Raw genomic sequence first — 22,190 nt, forward strand, 5'->3', positions numbered from 1 at the left:
CATCACCAATTACATAAACAGCGCCGGCAACCTCAGGTTCACGGCGCTGTTTTATTTTGTGCGCGGCGTCATACTTTTCCGGCCCATCACCGTTTTAGTGCAAGTTTCGTGCGAGCTGCACCGTAGGGATGCACGAATTTTGTGAAGTAAATCATCTGTTTATTCCTTCGGCAAATCCGCAAATTTTCCCTCTTCAATACGGCAGAAAATTTTTCTGGGCTGTTTTTTACGCATTTTTATTTTTTACTGGGCTGGCATACTTTCTGCATTAGCTTATTAACGTGACAGATAAATGTTGTGCAAATCGTTAATTGGCGCACATGTGATGGGTGTAACAAATAAGGAATTTTCCATGTTAAGTTTCGACCCTGAAAAAGTTTCTCTCCCGATTGGCCATTATATTGGTGGCCAGCATGTTTCCACCCAGGGCGCGCGTTTTGCCGTAAAAAGGCCATCTGATGGCAAAGTCTATGCCGAGCTGAGCGAAGCGCAGGCGACAGATGTTGATCACGCCGTCACGCTCGCACATCAGGCGCTGAAAACCAGCGGCTGGCGCAGCTGCCCACCGCGTCAACGTGGCAAAGTGTTACGCCGTTGGGCCGATCTGATTGAAAGCGATCCGTTGCTGGCTCAGCTTGAAGCGCTGGGATCGACGCGCCCCATTAGCGATGTGGTACAGCATGAGATTCCGTTTACCGCAGAGGCCATCCGTTTCTACGCTGAGTGCGCAGACAAATACAGTGGCGATCTGTTCCCGACGCAGGAAAGCAGCCTCGGCATGCTGATTTCGGAGCCATACGGCGTGATTGGCGCGATTACACCGTGGAATTTCCCGCTGTCGATGGCCTCGTGGAAATGCGGTCCTGCACTGGCAGCCGGTAATGCCGTGGTGCTGAAACCTTCAGAGCTGACACCTTTCTCTACCGTACGCATGGCGGAACTGGCGGTGCAGGCCGGTTTACCGGCGGGCATTCTGAATATTGTGCAGGGCAGTGGTGCAGTGACCGGCAGCGCGCTGGTCACCCATCCGCTGGTATGCAAAGTCTCGTTCACCGGTTCCACGGTGACGGGTGCACGCATCATGAGTGACGCAGCACAGCATGGCATGAAGCCTGTCACGCTGGAGTTAGGTGGCAAAAGCCCACAGCTGGTGTTCGATGATGCGGGCGATATCGATGTCCTGGCACAGCGCATCCTGCGCGGCTTCACCGCCAACGGTGGACAGGCATGCGTCGCGGGTACTCGCTTAATTGTGCAACGTGGCATCGCTCAACCGCTGCTGGATCGCCTGGTGGCGCTATGCCAGCAGCCGCAGCCGGGTGTCACCTGGCAAGACAGCAGCCGTTATGCGCCGCTGATAGATGAGCGCCAGGGCAACAAGGTGGCATCGGTGATCGCCGAAGCCAAAGCGCAGGGCGCAGAAGTGTTAGTGGGCGGCGAACGTTTTGCGGACACCGACGAAGGTTGGTTCTGGCAGCCTACGCTGTTATGTGGTGTGGCGGCTGATAACCCGGCGGTGCAGCAGGAGATCTTTGGCCCGGTGCTCACCGTGCAGGAGTTTGACAGCGAAGAAGAAGGGCTCGCGCTGGCGGCGCACGAAACCTATGGGCTGTGTGCCGGCGTGCATACGCTGAGTCTGCCGCGTGCCATGCGAGCGATGCGTGCCATCGAATCAGGCACAGTATGGATCAACCGCTACGGTCGCTCCGGTGATTTCATTATTCCCACCGGCGGCTTCCTGGGCTCCGGTATTGGCAAGGATCTGGGTCGTCAGGCGTTTCAGGCCTGCCAGCGCCAGAAGAGTGTATTAATCGATTTCTAAATTCACGTATCAGACAACGACGAGGTCGCGTCATGGCACTGTTTAAACCGAAATTCATCACCTTTGATTGCTACGGCACCCTGATTAACTTTGACATGGCAGGAGCGGCAGAGCGCTGCTTCAAAGATCGGGTGTCAGCGCAAGAGATGCTGGCCTTCACCACCGATTTCGCCATCTATCGCCGCGATGAAGTGCTGGGGGCGTGGAAACCTTACTACGACGTCGTCAGCGATGCGTTGGAGCGCACCTGTAAAAAATGGGGCGTGCAGTGGAGCAAAGCCGATAGCGACTTTATCTACACCGATTGCGCCACCTGGGGGCCGCACCCAGACGTGCCCGCAGGACTTGCCAAAGTGGCGAAAGAGTTCCCACTGGTGCTGCTCACCAACTCAATGAACGATTTGATTCCCCATCACGTGCCGCGTCTTGGTGCACCGATCCACATGACCATCACCGCAGAAGAAGTGGGTGCGTACAAGCCGCAGATGAAAGGCTTCGAGTACATGCTGGACAAGCTGAATTGTGGTCCCGAAGAGATCCTGCATGTTTCGTCGAGCCTGCGCTATGACCTGATGACCTGCTACGACATGGGCATCAAAAACAAAGTGTGGGTCAACCGGGGTCACGATCCGGCCAACCCAGCTTATGAATACACCGAGATTAAAGATATCGGCGGTCTGCCCGCTGTGGTTGGACTCTAAGCCCGGAGGCGGCGATGAAACTCGAATCATTCTGGCAAGCCACGGCACCGGCATTTACTGGCGCAGCGAGTGGCGCACTGCCGTCGGTTGCTGACGTGGTGGTGATTGGCGGCGGATTTACCGGCATCTCAACCGCGCTGAATCTCGCACGACAGGGTATCAACGTGGTGGTGCTGGAAAGTGGCAACGTGATGAGTCAGGCCTCCGCACGTAACGGTGGGCACTGCAATACCGGCGTATCGCAAAACTTTGCTTCGCTGGTAGCCAGCCAGGGGATCGAGCAAGCCAGTCGCTTCTATCGGGCTTTTGATGACGCCGTGAGTTATGTCCAGCAACTGGTGCGGGAAGAGCAGATTGATTGTGATTTTCGCCTGTGCGGAAAGCTCAAGCTCGCCAGCAAAGCGTCGCATTTCCCCGGACTGCGCAGTGCATGGCAACTGATGCGGGACACAGTTGACCCGGAAATCGAGTTGATCAGTAAAGATGAGATTCGCCGTGAAGTGGGCAGCGATGCCTTTCACGGTGGCTTACTGCAAAAACGCGGTGGCCAGATGCATATGGGCAAGTTCGGCATTGGTCTCGCCAATGCCGCAGCCCGTGCGGGAGCGAAGATCTTTCCCCATCACGCGGTGACCGGCTTGACGCGTCTGGATGGCTACCGTCATCGCGTCACCACCGCCCAGGGCGAGATCATCGCGGAGAAAGTGATGATGGCCACTGGCGTCTCAAATGAAGGACCGTTCCCGTGGTTCCAGCGCCGTATCGTGCCGGTGGGCAGCTTTATCGTCGTCACTGAACCACTGGGTGATGCGCTGATTGAACAAGTGCTGCCTAAAGATCGCACCTATGTGACCTCGCTGAATATCGGCAACTACTTCCGCACCACTGCCGATCGTCGCCTGGTGTTTGGGGGGCGCGCACGTTTTGCCGTCAGCAATCCAACCTCGGATTCGCGCAGTGGCGAAGTGTTGCGTGCGGCGATGACCGCACTGTTCCCACAATTCGGCCAATCGCGCATCGATTACTGCTGGGGCGGCATGGTGGATATGACGTCCGATCGCCTGCCGCATGCGGGTGAGCACGATGGCGTGTTCTATTCACTGGGCTACAGCGGTCACGGCACACAGATGTCGGTGTGGATGGGGCGGGTGATGGCCGATTTACTGGCAGAAAAGCGTAACGAAAATCCCTGGCAGCGCGATACATGGCCTGCGCTGCCCGGTTACCACGGGAAACCCTGGTTTTTGCCTCTCGCGGGGCTGTATTACAAGGCTAAGGATCGGCTCTCCTGATCGTTAATCCGGTGCGCATCAATGTGCACTCTACGATGGGATTCTTCAGGTCGCTATTGATGCGCGCCAGGGGGATGCTTTCGAGGGGGACGCATAAATGCACATCCTAAGGTGTCATTGATTTGGCATTCATGCGGGCGCTATCCGGTTTGGAAGGGGCCACATTAATGGCGATCTGATTGACGCTCGATTATCAAAACAAACCACTTTTCATATTGAGGGTGTGCAGATGAGTAAATTCGATAAAGAGTCTGACGCTGTAAATCCGGCCCTGACACGTATGCTGACTGAGGGATCCCTGTCACGTCGTGGCCTGATGAAGTTGTTGTCTGCGGGTGCAGTCATGAGCAGCGGCTTGATAGGTTTTCCGCAGATGAGCTTTGCGGCTGAAACACCGGTGAAAGGCGGCAAGATGCGCGCAGCCATGTCCAACGCCTCCGCTACTGACACACTCGATCCTGCCAAAGGCAATAACAGCGGTGACTATACCCGCCAGTTTATGGTCTACAGCGGCCTGACCGAACTCGACCAAAAGTTGGCGATTCAACCGGGGCTGGCGGAGTCCGTGGAGTCTTCGGATGGTGTCACCTGGCACATTAAATTGCGCAAAGGGGTCACGTTCCACGACGGTAAACCTCTCACCGCGAAAGACGTCATTTACTCACTCAGCCGCCACAAAGATCCCGCCGTGGCTTCCAATGCCTTTAAGCTGGCCGATCAGTTCAAAACCTTCACGGCGGTGAACGATAACGAAGTCACACTTGAGCTGAGCAGCGCCAACTTTGACGTGCCTTATATGCTCGCCAGTGCCCCATTCCTGATTGTGCAGGATGGCACCAAAGACTTCAGTAAGGGTATTGGCACGGGGCCGTTCAAATTGAAAGAGTTCACGCCGGGCGTACGCTCTGTTGGCGTGAAGAACCCAAACTACTACAAGCCCGGCCTGCCACATCTCGACGAAATCGAACTGCTGGGCGTCACCGATCAGGCGGCACGTGTCAATGCGCTAATGTCGGGTGACTTGCATATCGTTTCGACCCTGAGCGCAGCCGACAGTAATCGTTTGAAAGCCACGCAAGACTTCGCCGTGCTGGAGAGCAAGGCGGGGATGTACACCAACCTGATTATCCGCACCGACATGAAGCCGGGCAGCAGCGAGGATTTCGTGCTGGCGATGAAATATCTGCAGCCGCGTGACATCGTGCTGAAAACCGTGCTGCAAGGCTACGGTGATATCAGTAACGACACCCCCGTGCCGCCGTGGCATCCGCTGTTTAACGCCGATCTCAAACCGCGTCCGCTGGATGCCGAAAAGGCCAAATTCCATATCGAGAAAGCCGGTATGAAGGGCGCAACGGTAGAGATCATCACCACACCAAACATTGAAGGTGCGGTGGAAGGGGGGCAGTTAATCCAGCAGGTGGCACGTAACACCGGGCTGAACGTTAAGGTGCGTCGCGTGCCGTATGACGGCTACTGGTCAACACACTGGACCAAAGACCCGGTGGGTTATGGCTCGATCAACCCGCGTCCAACGCTGGATATGCTGTTCTCTCAGTTCTATATGTCGAGCGCGGCCAACAATGAATCGGGCTGGAAGAACGATCAGTTTGATCAGTTGGTCGTCGCCGCACGCGGTGAGCGCGATCAGGGCAAACGCAAGCAGATGTATGGCGATATGCAGAAGCTGATCTATGACCACTGCGGCACCATCATCCCCACCTTTATCAGTACCCTCGACGGGTACAGTAAAAAAGTGGGCGGTGTTGACGCCTGGCCAAGCGGCATGATGATGGGTTACCGCTTCCATGAGTTCGCCTGGCTGAAAGCCTAATCCGTCATCCGTCAGAGGAGAACGCCGATGAACCGATACATGTTGTTTCTGATTGCCCGGCGCGCAGGTGCGGGCATCCTGACCTTGCTTATCGTCTCGGCGGTGGTGTTTTTTATCACCAGCCTGCTGCCCGGCGATGCCGCGCAGATGATCCTGGGGCAAAACGCCACGCCGGAAACGGTGGCGGCGTTACGCCAGCAGCTGGGTCTCGACCAGCCGTTATTGATGCGCTACTTCAGCTGGCTCAGTGGAATGTTGCAGGGTGATTTTGGTACCTCGTTTGCCAGTCATCTGCCAGTGACGCAACTGGTGGGGCAGCGTATTCCTGCCACGCTGGAACTGGCAGGCATCACTACGGTGATCTGCGTCCCTCTGGCGCTGGTGATCGGCATTCTGGCCGCTATGAATCGTGGTTCAGCGCTGGATCGTTTCCTAGTGATCGCCACCATGGCGACAGTGGCCGTACCGGAGTTTCTGGTGGCCACCGTGGCGGTGTTGATCTTCGCGGTCAAACTGCATTGGGTCTCGGCAATGTCGTTTGGCAGCCCCGATATGGATCTCGTTAGTTATTTGAAAGCCTATGCACTGCCGGTACTGACGTTGTGCTGCGTATTGGTGGCGCAGATGGCACGGATGACGCGTTCGGCGATCATTAATCAGCTCGACAGCCCGTATCTTGAGATGGCGTTGCTGAAAGGGGTCTCGCCGCTGCGTGCCGTGTTGCGTCATGCGCTGCCGAATGCGGTGGGACCGATTGCCAACGCCATTTCGCTCAGCCTGTCTTACTTGTTTGGTGGCGTGATCATTATTGAGTCGATCTTCAGCTACCCCGGTCTCGCCAGTGCGCTGGTGGATGCCGTGAGTAATCGCGATCTGCCAGTGGTGCAGCTGTGCGTGATGATGTTCGCCGCCTGTTATCTGGTGCTGCTGCTGATTGCTGACATCCTGACTATCGCCTTTAACCCAAAATGGAGGAGCTGATGAATAGCTTGCTGCTTCCTGTACGAATTTTTCAGTCGCTGTCGATCTCCGGTCGCATTGGCCTGGCAATCTCTCTGTTTTGGGTACTGATGGCGCTGTTCGGCAATCAACTGGCGCCGCATAGTGTAGAGGATATCGGTGGTGGCCCGATGCTAGGAGGGATGACCGCTGACAACCTGCTGGGCACCGATTATCTCGGTCGCGATATCCTCAGCCGCATCTTATACGGTGCGAAGTTCTCCATTGGTCTGGCGTTAACCGCTGCGCTGGGTGCCAGTTTAATCGGCACCTTGCTGGCGCTGCTGGCCGCCGTTGCAGGACGCTGGCTCGAAGAGTTGCTGGGCCGCATCAACGATGCCATGTTGGTGCTGCCAGGCAAAGTGCTGTCGCTGATGATTGTGGCCGTGTTTGGTTCCTCGCTGCCGATGCTGATTCTGACAGCCATCTTCACCTACTGGCCCGGTGCGTTCCGTATCGCGTTCGCTATGGCCAGCAGTTTGCGCAATATGGATTATGTCCGTGCTTCACGACTGCGTGGCGAAAGCCGCTGGTACGTGGCTATCCATGACATTCTGCCGAATATGGTGCATCCGATGCTCACCGATTTTGGCCTGCGTTTTGTCTATATCGTGCTGTTACTCAGCGGCTTGAGCTTCCTGGGCTTAGGCGTGCAACCACCTTATGCTGATTGGGGCACGCTGGTACGTGAAAATCTACAAGGCCTGTTTAACGGTTCGCCTGCGGTATTGATGCCGGCAGTGGCGATTGCCAGTTTAACCATCGGCGCCAACCTGTTTATTGACAGCCTGCAACAGATGCGTCCGCTGACGCTGGCGAAGGAGGGAGCATGAACGTGACACCCCATACAGCCATGCCCGTGATCTCCGTTGAAAACCTGCGTGTCACCGCCGAGACGGATAAGGGCGAAGAGATCGATCTGGTTTCAGATATCCGTTTTACCGTACAAAAAGGCGAAGTACTGGCGCTGATCGGTGAATCCGGTTCGGGTAAAACCACCATCGCCATGGCGCTGATGGGCTATGCGCGCCACGGCTGTCGCATCGCCGAGGGCAACATTCATCTGTCGGGCACCGACGTGCGTAGTCTGTCGCCCGGCCAGTTGCGCGAATTTCGCGGCAACAAAGTGGCCTACATCGCCCAAAGTGCAGCAGCCTCCTTCAACCCGGGGATGCGTATTCTCGACCAGGTTATCGAGCCTGTGGTTATTCATGGCACCATGAAACGCAAAGCCGCCAAAGAGAAGGCGATCACGCTGTTTCGCGAGCTGGCACTGCCGAATCCTGACACCATTGGCGACCGTTTCCCGCATCAGGTCTCTGGCGGACAGCTGCAACGTCTGATGACGGCCATGGCACTGATTGGCGACCCGGATGTGGTGATCCTTGACGAGCCGACCACGGCACTGGATGTCACCACTCAGGTTGAAGTACTGAAAGCGTTTCGCCGTGTGGTGGCACAGCGCGGTGTGACCGCGATTTACGTCAGTCACGATCTGGCGGTAGTGGCGCAGATGGCGGATCGAATTCTGGTGCTGCTGCGCGGAAAAATGGCGGAATATGGTTCCACAGAGCGGCTGATTGGTGCGCCGCAGGCTGAATATACCCAACTGCTGATGGATGCCGCTCGTCAGAAAGAGCGCGAGAGCAGCTGGAGTTGTGCAGAAGCCGACGCGCAACCGTTAATGGAAGTGCGCGATCTCAGCGCCGGTTATGGCCCGCGCGACAGCGAAGGGAAACCGAAGACTCTGATTCTTGAGGATATCAATCTCAAGCTGTGGAAAGGACAGGCGATTGGCATCATCGGCGAGTCGGGTTCCGGTAAAACCACGCTGGCGCATGCGATTGCCGGCCTTAATGCCCCGAGTCACGGTCATATTCTGTTTAATGGTCACTACATCAATGGCGACATGCACAAACGCCCGGATAACGAACTGCGGCGGATCCAGTATGTGTTCCAGATGGCTGATACCGCGCTGAACCCGGCTCACAACGTGGAACGTATTCTTACTCGCCCGCTCGTGCTGTTCCACGGTCTGAAAGGGGCCGATCTTGAGCGGCGTCTGCATCAGTTACTGGACCTGGTCAAATTACCGCGCTCAGTGTTGTGGCGCCGCCCATGGGCGCTGTCCGGTGGGCAGAAGCAGCGTGTGAATCTGGCTCGTGCCCTTGCGGCGGAGCCGGATCTGATTCTGTGCGATGAAGTGACATCGGCATTAGATACGGTGGTCGCCGCCGCCGTACTGGATTTGATCAGCGAACTGCGTCGTGAGTTGGGGCTGTCGGTGCTGTTTATCAGCCATGATATGCATGCCGTGCGCGCCGTTTGCGATGATATCGTGGTGATGAAGTCAGGCCGCATCGTCACGCAGATTTCCCGCGCTGAATATGATAAGCCGACCAGTGAGCTGTACTTCGAACGTCTTAAACGGGCGGTGCCGGAGCTGCGACAGGGTTGGTTGGATGAGCACGAAGAAGTGCTTAAAGCAGAATAAATATCACGGCATTCGTAGCGATGCGATAAATCGCACATCTTAATGGCGAAACCGCTCGCGCAGCAGATTGCGCCGCTACGTCGCGGGTGTGTTTTACAAGAAAGGAGCAGCAGATGATCACATTACGCGCCATGACGCAGGACGATATTGAACACGGCTATGCCATCACCCAACAGCTCAAGTGGCCGCATCGTCGTGAAGACTGGCAGCAGGCGTTGGCATTGGGTGAAGGCGTGGTCGCTGAAGAACAGGGCAAATTTGTTGGCAGCGCCTTTGGCTGGCGTTGGGGTGAACACGCCGCAACCATTGGTCTGGTGGTGGTGAATCCCACCTGCCAGGGGCGCGGCATTGGTAAGCAGCTGATGCTGGCCGTGATGGAAAAATTCCCGGACGCCGTGATTCGTTTACATGCCACGGAAATGGGGCAGGGGCTGTATCAGAAGCTCGGCTTTAAGGTGACGGGCACCATCCAACAGCACCAGACACGTGAGCTGGCAATGGTGCCTGCGGTGAGTATCCCCACCGGTTTAACGCTGCGTAATGCCGAGGCGAATGACGTCGATCTACTCACCGAATTAGACCATCAGGCTCACGGTATGTGGCGTCCACAGTTGATGCAAACGCTGATCGCTGACCATCAAACGGTATTGCTGCATGACGCGCAGCAGCGGGTGCAAGGGTTTGCCAGCCTGCGCCGATTTGGTCACGGTTGGGCAATTGGCCCGGTGATTGCGCGCGATATCGAGGTGGCACAGGCGTTAATTGCCGCGCTGATGCAGGGTTTACGCGGCGAGTTCGTGCGCATCGATACCGATGCGGCTTTACCGCTGGCGAGCTGGCTGGAAAAACTGGGGCTGGTCAAGGTTGACGCGCCCACCACCATGTATCGGGGAACGCCTTGGTCACCGCAAGCCGGTGAGATGCAGGCGTTTGGGTTGATGACCCAGGCGATGGCGTGATGCATATCGTCTATAAATCGGAAGCCACGCGTGGAGCCCATTGGCAGCGCTGGCTGGCTGAACATGCACCGGATGTGCAGCTGCATATCTGGCCGGATGTGGGTGACGCAGAACAGGTTGAACTGCTGGTGGCCTGGCAACCGCCAGAAGATGTCATGGCGACCTTCCCTAATCTCAAAGCGCTACTGTCGGTGGGCGCGGGGGCCGATCAGTTCGATCTCAGCCAACTGCCGCCCGATTTGCCGGTGGTGCGCATGATCGAACCCGGCCTGACGCAAGGCATGGTGGAGTACGTCACTTTTGCCGTGCTAGGGTTGCATCGTGATATGCCGCGCTATTTCCAGCAACAGCACGCAGCAACGTGGCAAACGCACCCGATTCGCACCGCCAATCAGCGGCGGGTGGGCGTCATGGGCTTAGGCGAACTCGGCCAGGCATCTTTGCAGCAGCTGGTGTCATTAGGGTTTGAGTGTGCTGGCTGGAGCCGGACACCGCGTGAACTCGAGGGCGTGCGCTGCTGGCATGGCGCTGAGCAATTGGCTGAGTTTCTGGCACACAGCGACATTCTGGTGTGTTTGCTGCCCTTGACTGACAGAACGCGCGGTTTACTCAACTCTGAGCTGTTTGCGCAGTTACCTGCCGGAGCCGCACTGGTACAGGTGGGGCGTGGCCCGCAGTTAAATCATGACGATTTGCTCACGGCGCTGGCCAGCGGACAATTGAGCGCAGCCGTGCTCGATGTGACCGATCCCGAACCTTTACCGCCAGAGCATCCTTTCTGGCAGCATCCGGCGATCTGGCTCACGCCGCACATTGCCAGCCAGACGCAAACCGACAGCGCGGTGGCTGCGCTGCTCGATAACCTGCGCCGCTATCAACGTGGCGAACCCATGGTCGGCCTTATCGATCGTAACCGGGGATACTGATATGCAACTGGATCAATTAGTCGCTCTGCGACGGGATCTGCACGCCCATCCCGAACTGGGCTATCAGGAAACGCGCACCAGCGACATCGTGGCGCAGGTGCTGCAAGAGCACGGCATTGAGGTGCATCGCGGCCTGGGTAAAACCGGCGTGGTCGGTGTGCTGAAACGTGGAAATAGCCCGCGCATGATAGGTCTGCGTGCGGACATGGATGCGCTGCCGATGCAGGATAACGGCACCCAGCCGTGGAAAAGTGCGCATGATAATGTCTGCCACGCCTGCGGTCATGACGGTCACACGGTGATGCTGCTGGGCGCGGCTATCCAGTTGGCCCAGCAGGGCGATTTTAACGGCACGCTGGTGTTTATCTTCCAGCCAGCGGAAGAAGGTTTAGCCGGCGCGAAAGCGATGATCGATGACGGCCTGTTCCAGCAATTTCCTTGCGATGCGGTATTTGCCCTGCATAACTGGCCTGAACTGCCTCTGGGCGAAGTGCAGACGCGGCCGGGTGCCATCATGGCGGCGGCGGACCGTTTTGATATCACGGTAAAGGGCGGTGGCGGTCATGCGGCACAGCCACACCTGACACGTGACACCTTGCTGGCCACCAGTGAATTGGTGGTGCAACTCAATACGCTGGTGGCGCGCGCACTTGACCCGTGCGAGCCGGGTTTGCTGACGGTGACGCGCATGCAGGGCGGTTTCTCACACAACATGATTCCGGCGGAGGCCAGTATCACCGGCACGGTACGTACGTTCAGCCCAGCGGCGCAGGACATCATTGAAAGCCGCCTGCGTGAAATGGCGCAACATGTCACGGCGGCGCACGGTCTGCAGGCAGAGGTAAGCTATCTGCGTTATTACCCGGCCACGGTCAATCATGCGGGGGCTGCGCAACTGGCGCTGGATGCCCTGCGTGAGGCAGGCATCCCTGCTGAACAAGCCAGACAGCCTGCTCTCACCTCGGAAGATTTTGCCTTTATGTTGCAGGCCAGAACGGGGGCTTATCTGTGGATCGGCACCCAGCCAGCCCTTGCACCATTCCTCTTACGACTTTAACGACGCACTGATCCCGCACGGTATTCAGACTTTGACGGCCATCGCCCGCCACGCGCTGCGTGCAGAATTTCCCTGCTGATTGGCAGAAGATTTTGAAACGAAATGCCGCTGCTTTGCTGATTACGGCAGCGTGAGAAACCAACGGGTTGCGATACTTGAGCCAACCGAACGTTACGTGGATGAGGATTTTGAAAATGCAGAATGTCATGGCGGAGCAGCAAACGTATAGCGATAACGGCCTGTTACTGGATGCACGTGAACAGAACGTGCCGCGTGGTGTGGTCACCGCGCATCCGTTGGTGATTGAGCGGGCAAAAGGCAGTGAAGTGTGGGATGTCGAGGGCAATCGCTATCTCGATTTTGTCGGCGGGATTGGGGTGCTTAATGTGGGCCATAACCATCCGGCGGTAGTGAATGCGGTGACAAAACAGCTTGGGCTGGTGTCACACGCCTGTTTCCAGGTCGTTGCCTACCCGGGCTATATCGAACTGGCGCAGCGCCTGAATGCGCTGGTCGGCAAAGGTGAAGATTTTAAAAGTGTGTTCTTCACCAGCGGTGCGGAAGCGGTAGAAAATGCGGTGAAAATTGCCCGTGCGCACACCAACCGCAGCGGCATTATCGCGTTTGATGGTGCCTTCCATGGGCGTACGTTGCTAGGCTGTACCCTGACGGGGATGAGCCAGCCGTATAAACAGAACTTCGGCCCGTTCGCCTCAGAGGTGTATCGCCTGCCTTATCCTAATGCCTTTCATGGCGTCAGCGATGATGACTGCCTGCAAGCGCTGGAACAGTTGTTCGCCGTGCAGATCCTGCCGGAGCGTGTGGCAGCAATCATCATCGAGCCTGTTCAGGGCGACGGTGGCTTCCTGCCAGCGGGTGCGAACTTTATGCAAGCGCTGCGTCGCATTACCGAAAAACACGGAATCGTGCTGATTCTCGATGAAGTGCAGACCGGATTTGGTCGCACCGGTACGCTGTTTGCCTTCGAGCAACTGGGCATTACACCGGATCTGGTGACCGTGGCGAAGAGTCTGGGGGGCGGTTTGCCGATTTCCGGCGTAGTCGGCAAAGCAGCCATCATGGATGCGCCATTGCCGGGCGGTCTTGGCGGCACCTATGGCGGTAACGCGCTGGGCTGTGCGGCGGCGCTGGCGGTGCTGGACCTGCTGGAAAACGACAATCTGCTGGCGCGCAGCAATCAGCTGGGTGAACAGCTGAATGCACGTCTGCAACAGCTGGCGGAGAAATATGCCTGCATTGGTGAAGTACGTGGCGTGGGCTTTATGCAGGCGGTGGAGATCATCGACTTCGAAACCAAACGTCCTGACGCTGCGATGACGCAGAAAATCCTCGACTGCGCCTGTCAGGAAGGCCTGCTGTTGATCAAGTGTGGCCTGCATCGCAACGTGGTGCGCTTCCTCGCGCCACTGGTGACCACAGATTCTCAGCTGGAAGAAGCGTTACATATCTTTGATATTGCGCTGGCCCGCGCCAGTGGTCGCCTGGGATAAATCCGGCTTCCTCATTGATATCTCTGGAATTATTGACTCGACCAATGAATGACGTGGCGTGCGGAAGTCGCTAGCGCCGTCACGTCAAAGCGTGATATACCATCGTATCAGCCTGCGCGATTGGTCAACAATGAGGGGTGCTATGAACGGCTTAATGAAACTCGACCGCATCGACATCAACATCCTGGTGCAACTACAAAAAGATGGCCGTATCAGCAACGTCAATCTCGCCGACGCCGTAGGACTTTCGCCCAGCCCTTGTTTGCAACGGGTGAAGCGCCTGGAGCAGGCTGGATTTATTACCGGCTATGAAGCCCATATCAATCTGACCAAAATTACCGATTCCGTTACGGTGTTCACCGAGGTCACGCTCTCGGGCCATCGACGCGAAGATTTTATGAAATTCGAAAATTCGGTTCGCGACGTGGATGAGCTGATGGAGTGCCATCTGATTACCGGCGGCTACGACTATTTGCTGCGCTTTATTACCCGCAGCATCGAGCACTACCAGGAAGTGATTGAGAAGATGCTGGACGCACAAATCGGCATCGATAAGTACTTCAGCTATATCGTGATTAAATCCCCGATTATGAAAAGCACCGTTCCATTGCGATCGCTGATTGCTAAGCATAATTCTGTGGATTTTAGTGTGTAATTGACCCCATCCTGACCTTCTCCCAGACAGGGAGAAGGTATTGTTTCAACACCGCTATTTGCCCCAGAACCTCCGTACGCATCTGCCGCAGCATAAAATTTCTTCTCTGTCGCAAATTCCCTTTATCTTTACTGTTCCGGTCGTGGCTTCACGCGCGTCCTGTGCCTGCATATCCGTACACTCAATTTACCGCTTTACAAGGAGTTGCCATGACCGCTTTAACCCTTGCCGATCATCAATGGCAGCGCGACGAGTTCACCATCTCTACCGATCGCCAGCGCCTTGATATGGATTACATCCACCAGCAATTGACTGAGAAGTCTTACTGGGCCAACGCGCAGCCACGCGCCAAAACCGAGCGCGCTTTTGCCGGTTCGTTGCCATTTGGTGTTTACCATCAGCAACAGCAGATTGGCTTCGCGCGACTGGTGACGGATTACACCCGATTTGGCTGGCTGTGCGATGTGATGATCGATGAAAACTGGCGGGGCCATGGACTGGGCAGCTGGCTGGCGACCTGTGTGCGTGCGCACCCGGAGCTGGCCACGGTGCACCGCTGGATGCTCTCTACTAATGATGCCCATCAGCTGTATCAGCGCCTTGGCTGGCGTGTGGTGCAGGATCCGCAAAAACTGATGGAATTTCCTCTCTCCTGATAACGGAGCTTGCTCACCATGGGTTACCGCGTTGGCGTTGATATTGGCGGATCCTTTACGGATTTTGCCGTGCTGAATGAACAGACTCATCAGATTCATACCTTAAAAGTCCTGTCGCGACCGGATCAGCCCGGCAGCGAAATCCTCACCGGGCTGTCGCAGTTGCAGCAGCGTGACGGTATTGAACCCCAGCATATTGACTATTTTACCCACGGCACCACCGTGGGCATCAACGCGGTCATTCAGCGACGTGGCGTGCGGCTGGCGCTGTTTGCCACCGAAGGATTTTGTGATGTGCTGGAGCTGGCGCGTCTCAAAATTCCTCATATTCACGATCTCTTTTCACGACGTCCGGCACCGTTGATTACCCGCGATCGGGTGTTTGCCATCAAAGAGCGAACGGACCGCCACGGCACCGTGTTGCAGCCAGTGGATCGGCAAAGTGTGCTGGATGCCATTGATCAGGCGCGTGCGGCGGGTTGTCAGGGCATTGTGGTGTCGCTGTTACACAGTTATCGCAATCGCCACAACGAAGCAGCAGTCAAAGCCATTATCGACGAGGTGGCGCCTGAACTGCTCACCTCTTGCTCCGCCGACATCTGGCCGATCATTCGCGAATATGAACGGACTATCACCGCCACCATTAATGCCTATGTGCAGCCGAAGGTGATTCACTACCTGGAATCGTTTGAACAGGCGTTGCACACCATGGGCGTTAAGCCGCCGCCGCGTATCACCAAATCCAATGGTGGGGTGATGGGCGTGGAGCAGGCGAAAAGTGAATGTGTGCAGATGGTGTTGTCCGGCACGGCTTCAGGGGTGATCGGTGCCAGCTTCCTTGCCAGCGCTTGTGGTTTCGACAAGATCCTGAGTCTTGATATTGGCGGCACCAGCGCGGACGTGGCGGTGATCGTCGATGGGCAAGTGGCGCAGGGCAACGGTGAAATCATCGGTGATTTCCCGATTTATATTCCGTCAGTGGCAGTCACCTCGGTGGGGCAGGGTGGCGGCTCGCTGGCGTGGATCGATAACCAGGGCGTGCTGCAGATGGGCCCGGATAGCGCCGGGTCGCTGCCCGGGCCGGTGTGTTTCCAGCGCGGAGGGACGCAGCCGACGGCGACCGATGCCTTTGCCGCCTGCGGCATGATCGGTCATGGCGATCTCGGTTACAACGCGGTGAAAGTCGATATTGCTGCTGCACGTGCTGCCTGGCAGCCGCTGGCAGATCAACTGGGTATCACGGTGGAAGAGACGGCGGAAACCGCCATCGAGCTGGCGATCTCCAGTATGTACGGTGATACCAGCGGACTGCTGTCGCGCTTTGGGTTGGATCCGCGTGAATTTTGGTTCCTCGCCTTTGGCGGCGCGGGCCCGATGATGGGGTGTTTCCTCGCCCGCGAACTCAATATGAAAGGGGTGATCGTGCCGCCTACGCCGGGCGTGCTGTCTGCGCTGGGAGGGTTAGTGGCGGATATCCGCAATGATTTTATCCGTACGCTCTATAGCGATCTGGACGCGACGCTGGCGGATGCGCTGGCAACGGAAGCGGAAGGCCTGAGCCAACGCGCGCGCGGCTGGCTGTGCGAGCAACACGGCACTGATATGCCATTCACCTTGCACTACAGCGCTGATATGCGCTATCGCGGCCAGTCGTTTGAGATCGAAGTCGCGCTACAGCCAGAGTGGCTGGCGCAGGCCAACGTGGCGGCCTTGCACGAGGCCTTTGACCGCCAGCATCAGCTGCTATTTGGTCACTGTGATGCCAATGCACCCGTGCAGATTATCAACCTGCGTTTAGTGATCGCTTCGCCCACACCGAAGCCGACGCTCAACATCTTACCGGACGCGACCGAGCCCGTTGCCGTTGCGAAACGTGTCAGTGCCTGGATTGATGGCGCATCGCATCAGGTGGATGTGGTGGTGCGTGCCAGTCTGCGGGCCGGGCATCATCTCAACGGACCGGTGATCATCGCACAGGATGACTGTACCACCTGCGTTCCACCGCAGATGCAGGTGGATGTCGATACCTTTGGCAACTTGCTGATTACGCCTGTGGAGGCAAACTAATATGGCCATTAACGGACGTAACCTGCAAATTCTCGCGAACTATTGTGCCGCTGCGGCCGATGCGATGGCGTTTACGCTGATGCGCACCGCGCACTCCACTTTCGTTAAAGAGACCGAAGATTTTTCCTGTCAGATTGTCAGCCGTGACGGCATGGCATTCGCTTCGCCACGCAGCTTTGGCGCGCCCTGGTACAGCGGCATCGATTACGGCCCGGTGCTGGCGTTAATCGATCATTACGAAGAGGGCGATATCTGCATCACCAATGATTCGTATGCGGGCAATGTGGCAACCCACTCGCCGGATATCCACATCTGGAAGCCGGTGTTCCACCACGGTGAGATTGTCTGCTTTGTGGTGGGTCATATTCATAACACCGATGTGGGCGGGGCGGTGCCGGCTTCGCTGTCGCGCTCGCTGACCGATATCGTGCAGGAGGGCATCCGCATTCCACCACTCAAGATTGTGCGCAACGGTGAGTTGAATGAAGAAGTCGCCAGCATTATGCGCCTCAACGTGCGTGTACCAGAGCAAAACTGGGGGGATTTCAAAGCGCAGATTGCTTCGGTAAACGTGGGCGAGCGTAAGATCCATGACATCATCGCGCGTTTCGGTATTGAGGATTTCCTGCAGGGCATTGAAGGCATTCTGGACTACGCCGAAGCGCAGGCGCGCAGCATTATCGCCACCATTCCGGATGGTGAATACTTCTATGCTGACTTTGCCGACGAAGATGGTGAAGGCGGCTATCCGTGCCGCGTGGCCATCACGCTGCGCATTAGCGGCGACACGCTGGAACTGGATTACACCGGCAGCGATCCGCAGCTGGCCTCCTCGCTGAATATGCCCACCGGCGGCCGTGAACGGCATCCGCTGGCGCTGGTGGGTGTGACTTATGTGCTCTCAACGCTGGATCGCCATCTGCTGCTTAATGCGGGCACCTTACGCCCGACGCGCGCCATCCTGCCGCCGGGCACCGTAATGAACTGTGAAGCGCCTGCAGCGGTAGGCATGCGTTCGCTGACCTGCGCGTTGTCGCAGATCGCCACCATTGGCGTGTTCTCCCAGGCATTGCCCGATCGCTTACCGGCTAACTCACCCGGCGGCAACTCAATCATGAATATCCGTACCAGCGATAGTCAGAACCGCAGCGTCGTGGCCTCGCTAGGACCTGTCGGCGGTGGCGCGGGCGGAACGCCACGTCATGATGGCCCGGATGGTTCTGGCGGGTTATCGGCGTTTCTGAAAAACACGCCTATTGAGATCAACGAGGCAGAAGTCCCCATCCATTTCCATCGCTATGGGCTGGCGGCGGACAGTGCCGGTGCCGGGCGCTATCGCGGCGGTCTGGCCACGGAGATGGCGTTTGAAATTACCGCGCCCAACACCACGGTAACGGCGCGCAATCGCAACCGGTCAGTGTTCGCCTCGGCTGGCGTGCTGGGCGGTGAGTCAGGGGCATTGTCGCACTTCCGCACGCTGCGCAACGGCAAGGTCATTGAACACGGCAACACCGATGTCATTCGTTGCCAGCCGGGCGATATCGTTGAGGTGCGCGGGCCGGGCGCGGGCGGCTATGGCCTGCCGGTGGAACGTGACGCGGCGGCAGTGCTGCAGGATGTGCGCTGCGGATTTGTTTCAGTGCAAGTGGCACGTGATAGCTATGGCGTGGCGATCATCGATGATGAGGTGGATGAGGTCACCACTGCGCGTTTACGCGCTGAGATGCAGCGCGAAGCCCGGCAGCATTTTGATCACGGCCCAGCACGCACGGCATTTGAACAGCTTTGGACACCGGCACGCTATGCTTTGCTCACGGCGTTTCTGGCAGAAGCGCCGGTCAGCTGGCGCCACTTCCTGAAGCAACAGGTGTTTGACGCCGTGGCGGCGGAGGCACAACCCGTTGCACTTAAGGCAGCCATAGCAGATACACAGCTGGCAGCACTTGACGCGCAGATGCAGACTATCTTTCAAAATCTGCAACAGCGCTATCCGGCGATGATGAACCGGTCGCACTAAGCGCTAATATTCAGCTTCAGGCTTTGCCATAGTCTTTTGTTGCCCGATGACGGTTCATCAGGCGCATTTAAGAGGATGTCACTATGGCTTCAGCAAACACGCCCGTTTGGTTTATTTCTGGTTGTTCAACCGGCTTTGGCCGGGAGCTGGCGCAGCAGACCATTGCGCGCGGCTTTCATACCGTGGTGACCGCGCGTGACCCGGCGAAAGTGCAGGATTTGGTGGCGGGGCATGACAACGCCCTTGCGGTGGCACTGGATGTGACCGATCAGAACAGTATCGATCGCGCGGTTCACGCGGCGCTGGAGAAATTCGGTACCATTGATGTGCTGGTTAACAATGCGGGTTACGGCTATCAGAGTTCAGTCGAAGAGGGTGATGATCGCGAGATCCGTGATCAATTCGATGCCAACGTCTTTGGCCTGTTTGCCTTAACGCGTGCGGTATTACCGGCGATGCGCAAACAGCGTCGCGGGCACGTGATCAATATCACCTCAGTGGCCGGATTTATTGGCTTTGCCAGTTCAGGCTACTATTCGGCCAGCAAACACGCGGTGGAAGGCTGGTCTGATTCCCTGGCGGTGGAAGCGGCGCCTTTAGGCATCCATGTCACTTGTGTCGAGCCGGGGCCATTCCGCACGGATTGGGCGGGGCGTTCACTGCACCAGACGCCAAGCACCTTACCGGAATATGCCGATACGGCGGCGGCGCGCATGAAAGCCACTTCCGAATACAGCGGCACCCAGGCGGGCGATCCGGCACGCGCGGCCACGGCGATGATTGCCATCACCGAACATGACAATCCTCCGCGCCATCTGGTGATGGGCGCATGGGGCTATGAGGCGGTGACCAATAAGTTGAAAGAGCGCCTGGCGCAGATCGAAGACTGGAAACAGACGTCGATTGATACAGATTTTCCGTCATAACCCTGGTGCAGGGTAGATCGCGCCGCCACCGCTAACCGGATTAAACGCGAGCGGCGCGGTTTTGACGTCAATGCCCGCAGGGCGGAACACTCTCCTCCCGCTGGGCATTTATATCATCTTTTCAATCTCTTCAAACGGTACGGCCTGGCTGAACAGATATCCCTGCAGCTGATTACATCCTGCATCGGCCAGCGCCATTTTCTGGCCTTCGGTTTCGACCCCTTCAGCGGTGACGGTTAAGCCCATGGCGTGACCCAGACGCACCACGGATTCAACGATTGCCGCAGAATTTTGCGCCACGCCCAGTGATTGGGTGAAGGAGCGATCAATCTTAATTTTGTCGACCGGGAACGTGCTGAGATAGTTGAGGCTGGAATAACCGGTGCCAAAATCATCCAGCGCAATCCGGAAACCGGCCTCACGCAGCGCGATGATGTTATTACGCGCTTCGTGCTCATCCTCAATCAATACGCCTTCGGTGATCTCCAGTTCCATATGATGCGGATTGGCGCCTTCTTCACGCACAATTTCAACGATGCGCTCCACAAAGCCACTGGCGCGGAACTGCACGGGAGAAACGTTGACCGCCACAATCACCTGCGGCAATTTCAGTGAGGTTTTACAGGCTTCACGTAATACCCATTCGCCCAGCGGAATGATCATCCCGGTCTCTTCGGCGATGGCGATAAAGTCACCCGGCGAGACATCACCACGTACCGGATGCTGCCAGCGCAGCAGGGCTTCTAATCCCACCACACGCTGTCCGCTGATCTCCATCAGGGGTTGATACCACACGCGCAGGCCATCGAAATTGACCAGCGCCTGACGTAAATCCGTCGCCATCTGCTGGCGGGTGCGCAGCGATTCATCCATCACTTTTTCGAACTGGCGATACTGGCCGCGACCACTGTTTTTCGCCTCATAGAGCGCGATGTCCGCTTTACGCATCAGCTCCATGCGGTCAATGCCATCTTTAGGGGCCAGCGCCAGCCCGATGCTGACCCCAACCCAGACTTCGCTGCCTTGCAACTCATAGGCTTCACTCAGCTCACTGATAATGCGTTTTGCCAATGCCTGCACCTGACCGATGTTATCGACGTCCGGCATCATCACAATAAATTCATCCCCACCGATGCGTCCTACGGTATCGCTGGCACGCAAGATGTGCGTGAGGCGGCGCGCCACCTCAATGATCAACTCATCACCCGCATGATGACCATAGGTATCATTGATGTTTTTAAAGCGATCGAGATCAAGCAACAGCAGCGCCACACGCTGATCGTGCCGGGCGGATGCCGCCAGCGCCTGGGTCAGCCGATCTTCCACCAGCGCCCGATTCGGCAGCCCGGTCAGCACATCGTGAAAAGCCAGATGCTGCGCTTGCGCTTCACTGGCACCGAGCTTAAGCAAAGATTGCGACAGATTGAGAGAGGAGGTCCAGATGCGCCTGACCATAAACAGACAGAGCAGGGTAATCAGCAGCACTGATAACAGTGTTGAAGGGCCGAGCATGCGCAACATCTGCGCACCGGGTTTATCCGGTAGCCAGCTCAGGTAACCCACGGCATCGCCTTGCTGTGAATTCAGTTGGTAGAGTGCATCTGTTCCGGGCTGCGGCGCGCCATCGCTAAAATGCAGCTGCTGCAGCTGGCTGCGATCCGCCAGATTACGTAAATAGCCATCATCGAGGAATTTGATACTCACTAATCGATAGCGGCCTGCTTCACGGGTGCTGCTGATATCGCCAACGGCCAGGGCCGCGGCACGTTGCCCAATGCGCACGAAATCGGCGCGATCGCTGGGACCCGCCACCTCATCGCTGCTCACCACGAGCGGACTGGCCAGCATGTCTTTAAGGTATTGCCCTACGCTGTCACTGGACACGCGCTTACCCTCACGCCAGATCGCCAGTGGCTGATTATTACGATCCATCAGCAGAATCAACTGGTGGTCAAACATGTCATAAAGCCAGCCGCCGATATTTTGATCTAACCAGTTCTGATCCGGCACGCCCAATGCCAATTGGTCAGCGAGAGGCGACCAGCGAGTCAAACTGCGCAGCTGACGCAAATGTTCATTCAAACTTTGGCTAAAGGAGGCCTCAATCATACGTTGCTGTTGATCGCGAGCCTGTTCATTGCTCAGCGAGGTGCCCCAGAACAAGCCAACACCTGCTCCGGCAAAGGTTAAAACTAAAATCGCCACCAAAGGCAAAATCACTTCCCGAACGAAATTGCGTCTGAATCCATCTGACAGTTTGATTGTATTAATCAT

Annotated in this window: 16 protein-coding genes and 1 pseudogene; 16 read left to right on the forward strand and 1 reads right to left on the reverse strand. The window is 56.9% G+C overall.

Annotation, left to right across the window (positions count from 1 at the left end; genetic code table 11):
* The first annotated feature begins 352 nt into the window (after window positions 1–352).
* The 16 genes and pseudogenes from FD744_RS09475 to FD744_RS09550 all read left to right on the forward strand — a co-directional run bounded on the left by FD744_RS09475 (window position 353) and on the right by FD744_RS09550 (window position 19,916).
* Entirely contained in the window at window positions 353–1,822 is a 1,470-nt protein-coding gene (locus FD744_RS09475; protein WP_160868088.1) for an aldehyde dehydrogenase, read from the forward strand.
* A gap of 32 nt (window positions 1,823–1,854) precedes the next feature.
* Complete coding sequence (locus tag FD744_RS09480) at window positions 1,855–2,523, forward strand: haloacid dehalogenase type II (protein WP_034824618.1); 669 nt, start codon at window positions 1,855–1,857, stop codon at window positions 2,521–2,523.
* A gap of 14 nt (window positions 2,524–2,537) precedes the next feature.
* The gene (locus FD744_RS09485; RefSeq protein WP_160868089.1) at window positions 2,538–3,815 is read left to right on the forward strand and encodes an FAD-binding oxidoreductase; all 1,278 of its coding nucleotides are present in this window, start codon (window positions 2,538–2,540) and stop codon (window positions 3,813–3,815) included.
* 229 nt (window positions 3,816–4,044) lie between these two features.
* Entirely contained in the window at window positions 4,045–5,649 is a 1,605-nt protein-coding gene (locus tag FD744_RS09490; protein WP_160868090.1) for an ABC transporter substrate-binding protein, read from the forward strand.
* 27 nt (window positions 5,650–5,676) lie between these two features.
* Window positions 5,677–6,630 (forward strand): ABC transporter permease, encoded by a 954-nt coding sequence (locus FD744_RS09495; RefSeq protein WP_160868091.1) that lies wholly within the window; start codon window positions 5,677–5,679, stop codon window positions 6,628–6,630.
* Window positions 6,630–7,481: an ABC transporter permease gene (locus FD744_RS09500; protein ID WP_058962118.1), complete on the forward strand. Its 852-nt coding sequence runs from the start codon at window positions 6,630–6,632 to the stop codon at window positions 7,479–7,481. Before FD744_RS09495 ends, FD744_RS09500 begins: the two co-directional genes overlap by 1 nt.
* Window positions 7,478–9,142, forward strand: coding sequence for an ABC transporter ATP-binding protein (locus tag FD744_RS09505; protein WP_160868092.1), 1,665 nt, complete (start codon window positions 7,478–7,480; stop codon window positions 9,140–9,142). Before FD744_RS09500 ends, FD744_RS09505 begins: the two co-directional genes overlap by 4 nt.
* Before the next feature lie 113 nt (window positions 9,143–9,255).
* On the forward strand, window positions 9,256–10,101 hold the full coding sequence (locus FD744_RS09510; protein ID WP_160868093.1) for a GNAT family N-acetyltransferase: 846 nt from the start codon (window positions 9,256–9,258) through the stop codon (window positions 10,099–10,101).
* Window positions 10,101–11,027 carry a glyoxylate/hydroxypyruvate reductase A gene (locus tag FD744_RS09515; RefSeq protein ID WP_160868094.1) on the forward strand — a complete coding sequence of 309 codons (927 nt, stop codon included), beginning with the start codon at window positions 10,101–10,103 and terminating at the stop codon, window positions 11,025–11,027. Before FD744_RS09510 ends, FD744_RS09515 begins: the two co-directional genes overlap by 1 nt.
* 7 nt (window positions 11,028–11,034) lie before the next feature.
* Window positions 11,035–12,163 (forward strand): annotated as a pseudogene (locus tag FD744_RS09520) (M20 aminoacylase family protein).
* Between the two features lie 115 nt (window positions 12,164–12,278).
* A complete protein-coding gene (gene gabT, locus FD744_RS09525; protein WP_160868095.1) occupies window positions 12,279–13,595 on the forward strand; it encodes a 4-aminobutyrate--2-oxoglutarate transaminase in 1,317 nt (438 codons plus the stop codon).
* A gap of 142 nt (window positions 13,596–13,737) precedes the next feature.
* Window positions 13,738–14,250, forward strand: a complete 513-nt coding sequence (locus tag FD744_RS09530; protein WP_034824599.1) for an Lrp/AsnC family transcriptional regulator — start codon at window positions 13,738–13,740, stop codon at window positions 14,248–14,250.
* 209 nt (window positions 14,251–14,459) lie between these two features.
* Complete coding sequence (locus FD744_RS09535) at window positions 14,460–14,906, forward strand: GNAT family N-acetyltransferase (protein ID WP_034824597.1); 447 nt, start codon at window positions 14,460–14,462, stop codon at window positions 14,904–14,906.
* An 18-nt stretch (window positions 14,907–14,924) separates the two neighbouring features.
* Window positions 14,925–16,973 carry a hydantoinase/oxoprolinase family protein gene (locus FD744_RS09540; protein ID WP_160868096.1) on the forward strand — a complete coding sequence of 683 codons (2,049 nt, stop codon included), beginning with the start codon at window positions 14,925–14,927 and terminating at the stop codon, window positions 16,971–16,973.
* Window position 16,974: 1 nt separating this feature from the next.
* Window positions 16,975–18,990: a hydantoinase B/oxoprolinase family protein gene (locus FD744_RS09545; RefSeq protein ID WP_160868097.1), complete on the forward strand. Its 2,016-nt coding sequence runs from the start codon at window positions 16,975–16,977 to the stop codon at window positions 18,988–18,990.
* An 83-nt stretch (window positions 18,991–19,073) separates the two neighbouring features.
* On the forward strand, window positions 19,074–19,916 hold the full coding sequence (locus FD744_RS09550; protein ID WP_160868098.1) for an oxidoreductase: 843 nt from the start codon (window positions 19,074–19,076) through the stop codon (window positions 19,914–19,916).
* 108 nt (window positions 19,917–20,024) lie between these two features.
* Here the strand turns inward: FD744_RS09550 and FD744_RS09555 are convergent, their stop codons facing one another.
* Window positions 20,025–22,190, reverse strand: a complete 2,166-nt coding sequence (locus tag FD744_RS09555) for a bifunctional diguanylate cyclase/phosphodiesterase (protein ID WP_034824588.1) — start codon at window positions 22,188–22,190, stop codon at window positions 20,025–20,027.

This window comes from Pantoea sp. Taur, from assembly GCF_009830025.1.
GTDB lineage: Bacteria > Pseudomonadota > Gammaproteobacteria > Enterobacterales > Enterobacteriaceae > Pantoea > Pantoea communis.